A 5407-nucleotide genomic window follows, 5' to 3' on the forward strand; every position below is an offset into this window, starting at 1 on the left:
GTTATAAGTGGATAAATATTCAGGTAAATAAATTGTGTGTGGTCCACTATAATTATGTTTATGTAGGATAAAAGGTTCTAGGAATATCTTGCTCCCATTTCAGATATTCCTTTTTTATGCTTCTAAAATTCCTACAATAATCTGGAGTAACTCTAACAAGTCTGTGGGAACTCTATACAAATTTATATCTTGTATAATTTTGTTTTTTTGAGTATCAAGAACATCAAATTGCCAAATATTGCCCATTGATACTGCACCATATAACATAGAATAGCTGGCAAATTCTGCTTGCTTTACAGCGATCAATTCTACTGCAAGCTCTGTGAAACCTCTTTGTAAGTCAGCATTTTTAGCTTCGACAACCAAAAACTGATTTTGGGTTTGGAGAAAATAATCTAATTCACCTTTTAATTGTTCGCTAACTTTTAAAGAATAACTCACCTTAATTTTAGCTTGGGTGTAATGAATTAATTCCATCAAAACGGGAGCAATAAGAAACTCCCGTCTAGCCATTTCGCTAGTTAAACTGACATAGGGTAAAATCTCTTCCAAGCGTTGTTTTAAACTCTCTAACCGTTCCAGTTGACGATGGGTTTGGGGTAAAGTAAGCGATCGCGATTCATACCCGTAGCCAAAATAAGATAGAATGTCGTCAGGTTCAGAGTTTAATCTAAAATAGTCAGCAAAGGTATTAAGACTGAGTTGGGTCAATAACCGAAATTATAGACATATAACATAAATTATCTATATACAAAATCAAAATTTCTGCTGTGATTAAATTTTAGTAGATTTAGATAATATTAGGAAATCTTCAATAAAAGTTTCCTCCATTTAGATATAGGTTGTACAAATAAATACACCTACAAGTGTAGCTCCAATTGCGGTTGCAATAATATTTAATATATACTGAATAATCATTTTACAATCTGACCAAATTTATGCAGATCAACATTAAATCGTTAAAAATGCGTTTTTACGGAGCTAAAGACATAGACTCCATAGCTCAATTGAGTAAATTTTCCGAGCAAGAACGTCTAGGAATGAAAGCCGTCGCCCAAGTTTTACCCTTCCGAACTAACAATTATATAGTGGAACAATTAATTGATTGGAATAATATTCCTGACGATCCAATTTTCCGACTGACTTTCCCTCATCAAGAAATGCTAGACTCACAGGACTGTAATCAAATTGTTCAGCTTTTAACAGAAAATGCTCCTAAAGCTGTTTTAAAAGAGGCAGCTAACAAGATTCGTCGGCGACTCAATCCTCATCCGGCAGGACAAAAAGAGTATAATGTTCCTACCTTCAATGGCGAACCTGTCCCTGGAATTCAGCATAAATATCAAGAAACAGTCTTAATTTTTCCGACTGCAGGGCAAACTTGCCATGCTTATTGTACTTTCTGCTTTCGCTGGCCTCAATTTGTGGGACTTGATGACTTAAAATTTGCTACCCGTGAATCAGGAATCTTTCAACAATACCTGCAACAACATCAAGAAGTCAGTGATGTCTTGCTAACAGGGGGCGACCCGATGACCATGAAAGCATGGCAACTGGCCCTGTATATTGAACCTTTACTCGAACCAGAGTTTGACCATATCCAAACAATTCGGATTGGGACAAAATCTATTTCCTTCTGGCCTTATCGTTATGTCANTTTGCTACCCGTGAATCAGGAATCTTTCAACAATACCTGCAACAACATCAAGAAGTCAGTGATGTCTTGCTAACAGGGGGCGACCCGATGACCATGAAAGCATGGCAACTGGCCCTGTATATTGAACCTTTACTCGAACCAGAGTTTGACCATATCCAAACAATTCGGATTGGGACAAAATCTATTTCCTTCTGGCCTTATCGTTATGTCACTGATGAAGATGCTGATAATACGTTGCGCTTGTTTGAAAAGATAGTCCAACGGGGCAAGCATTTGGCGATAATGGCTCACTACGAACATTGGAAGGAGTTGGATACCCCAGTTGCTCAAGAAGCAATTCGACGGATTCGCTCTACAGGGGCGCAAATCCGCACTCAAGCACCATTAGTACGCCACATCAATGATTCGGCAGAGACTTGGGCGAAAATGTGGCAAATGCAGGTGAGTTTGGGTTGTATTCCTTACTATATGTTTGTAGAGCGACAAACAGGTGCGAAAGACTATTTTGAAATTCCCTTGGTCCAGGGTTGGGAAATTTNCAAGAAGCAATTCGACGGATTCGCTCTACAGGGGCGCAAATCCGCACTCAAGCACCATTAGTACGCCACATCAATGATTCGGCAGAGACTTGGGCGAAAATGTGGCAAATGCAGGTGAGTTTGGGTTGTATTCCTTACTATATGTTTGTAGAGCGACAAACAGGTGCGAAAGACTATTTTGAAATTCCCTTGGTCCAGGGTTGGGAAATTTATCGAGAAGCTATACAACAGGTGTCTGGTTTGGCGAGAACCGTAAGAGGTCCAGTAATGTCAGCGTTGCCTGGAAAAGTAGCTATTGATGGTGTTACTGAAATTGCTGGAGAAAAGGTTTTTGTATTGTCATTTTGGCAAGCTCGCGAATCTGACTGGTGCAAGCGACCGTTTTTTGCTGGTTTCGATGCAGATGCTACTTGGTTGAACGATCTTAAACCTGCTTTTGGGGAGGATAAGTTCTTTTANACCGTAAGAGGTCCAGTAATGTCAGCGTTGCCTGGAAAAGTAGCTATTGATGGTGTTACTGAAATTGCTGGAGAAAAGGTTTTTGTATTGTCATTTTGGCAAGCTCGCGAATCTGACTGGTGCAAGCGACCGTTTTTTGCTGGTTTCGATGCAGATGCTACTTGGTTGAACGATCTTAAACCTGCTTTTGGGGAGGATAAGTTCTTTTATGAGAGTGAGCTTGAGGAAATTTTGACCCGAAGGTCATTGAAAGACTAGATTTTTAAAGCTTATTTCAACCCAGCGTTGCTGAATCAAGGTATGAAAATAAAAACTTAATAATCTCAAGTATTTGTCATTCAATAGTTTACCGTTAGCGGTAGCAATGCAAAGCATTATTGTCAACAAATACAAATCATACCGAAAATCAGCAACACCATTATCTGAAATTTTGGGATGTTCCAGTTCTTTATAGAACCCATTTGGTATCTATGATCGGCAGTGTGGAGAGTGTGGGAGGTGTGGGGGGCTTACAAGGGGTTTTTTACCTTTGATGTCAAAGAAGTGTGGGGAGTGTGGGACCCACCCCTAACCACTCCCAGGAGGGGAAGTGTGGGGAGAGGGAGAAGTTTTGAGGGATTTATTGTATAAAAAAGTACATTGACTGTGGAAATTTTATACTGAATAAAAGTGATTACTCACCTCTTTATTGACATACTCCCGACGTTACCCTTACGGGACAACGCGGGATTCTTCAGTCTGGGAAACCCTGACCGCTGTTTAGACAGAGGTGATGTCNCTTATGAAGGTATCCAAATCTTGGCCCTGGCTTTCATCCCGACGCTCCCCTCCGGGAGAGCGCGGGACTTCCCGCCAGGGAAGTTAAAAACCTACCCCTGTAAGGGTGTGGGGAGAGAGGAAAGTTTAGGGAGATGTAGTATTGGAGGTATTGGGAGTATTTTTTACCGAATAATTCAGGACTTACGCAAAGGTACTATGTATAGAGTTAAAAAACTATTCCGTAATAGTTTTGAGCGCTATATATAGCGTCTCTGCGTAAGTTTTATAATTAATAATTATTAATTAAATAATTCAGCTTTATTAGTCTCCCCTTGGCTGCGCCGCGAGCTGTCGCTCTACAAGGGGAAAAAAAGTGTTAGGATATTTCCTTATATCCCACATTCCGTTTTATTAGCCTCCCCTTGGCTGCGCCGCGAGCTGTCGCTCTACAAGGGGAAAAAAAGTGCTAGGATATTTCCTTATATTCAATTCCCTTACGGTTTTAACCACCAGGTAATTATCCATTAATGAACAATTTCTCTAGCTAGCCTAATTCTCACAGAGAATTCCACTCCTCAAAAATCAACATCTGTGGTATTGATACATTATAGACATAAACAATAATCAAAAATCATGCTCCGGTATCCTAGNGCTAGGATATTTCCTTATATTCAATTCCCTTACGGTTTTAACCACCAGGTAATTATCCATTAATGAACAATTTCTCTAGCTAGCCTAATTCTCACAGAGAATTCCACTCCTCAAAAATCAACATCTGTGGTATTGATACATTATAGACATAAACAATAATCAAAAATCATGCTCCGGTATCCTAGTATATACATCAATTCTTTCCCCCCTAATCCCTATTCCCTATTCCCTACTCCCTCTTTTCTGGAGATACCAAATAGCTTCTATAGATATTCACAGCGATCGCTATTTTCTAAAATCATATCAAATCCGCTTAATTCGATATAAAAAAATGTTCCATCTTCAGTCATTGCCAAATCTTTCTAAATTCTCTTCCCTCCGCCCCTCCTGTACGGGCGAATGGCCATTTGCCCCTACTACTCCTGACTCCTTATCTAATTACACCAATGCTACCGGATTTGATATCATACCTTAATTCACCAAAACCCAATTTAATACAGCAGTTTTCATTTNCAAATCCGCTTAATTCGATATAAAAAAATGTTCCATCTTCAGTCATTGCCAAATCTTTCTAAATTCTCTTCCCTCCGCCCCTCCTGTACGGGCGAATGGCCATTTGCCCCTACTACTCCTGACTCCTTATCTAATTACACCAATGCTACCGGATTTGATATCATACCTTAATTCACCAAAACCCAATTTAATACAGCAGTTTTCATTTGGGTAGACCACAGTAGGGACATTCCATTGAAATGTCTCTATAAGGTTTTGTTTGTGACTATGTGGTTTATCAATCTGAAAAGTGCTATAATTTAATCTAATTAAAGGAAGTAAAAATGATTCGACAAGAAGATGTTAAAATTCTTTTCAAAGAGGAACAAGCACTGAAATACGACCGAAAAGATTATCTAAAATTTCACGAAGAACTTTCATCAAAAGACCGAGAAATTACTATTTTATTTCAAGATCAACCAATTTTTGATGTTCTAGTTCCTAAAGGAGTTTTTAACCCCTATGGTGGTATAGCCGCTCAAGCTTTTATGAGCGGTATTTTAAACAAAATAATTGATGCCAAGGGCAAAAGGGTACTCGATCTCGGATGTGGTTGTGGAGTTATTGGTTTGTGTTGCCTTTTTAAAGACAGTAATAAAGTGGTGTTTTCCGACCTTCATCCCAATATTATGCCACTAAAAAATAATCTTCTAATTCGAGAACAAGATGAGGTGAAGGTACAAGATTTATGTGTGGAAGAAAAAGACCAATCATATGATTTAGTTTTTATGTCGTTTCCCAGTCGTTCGATCGATCGCCAGATGGAAGCAGATTCCTACGAAATAGGAAT

2 protein-coding genes are annotated in these 5407 nt (G+C 39.1%); one reads left to right on the plus strand and one right to left on the minus strand.

Translation table 11 applies throughout. The features are described from left to right. Positions 1–114: 114 nt before the first annotated feature. Positions 115–711 carry a hypothetical protein gene (locus AFK68_RS12305; protein ID WP_094673070.1) on the minus strand — a complete coding sequence of 199 codons (597 nt, stop codon included), beginning with the start codon at positions 709–711 and terminating at the stop codon, positions 115–117. 4190 nt (positions 712–4901) lie between these two features. On the opposite strand from AFK68_RS12305, the gene AFK68_RS12335 reads away from it, so the two are divergent. Continuing rightward, positions 4902–5407 (plus strand): methyltransferase (locus tag AFK68_RS12335; RefSeq protein WP_143437824.1); only part of this gene is annotated, 506 nt, incomplete at its 3' end.

This window comes from Hydrocoleum sp. CS-953 (assembly GCF_002260545.1).
GTDB lineage: Bacteria > Cyanobacteriota > Cyanobacteriia > Cyanobacteriales > Microcoleaceae > Trichodesmium.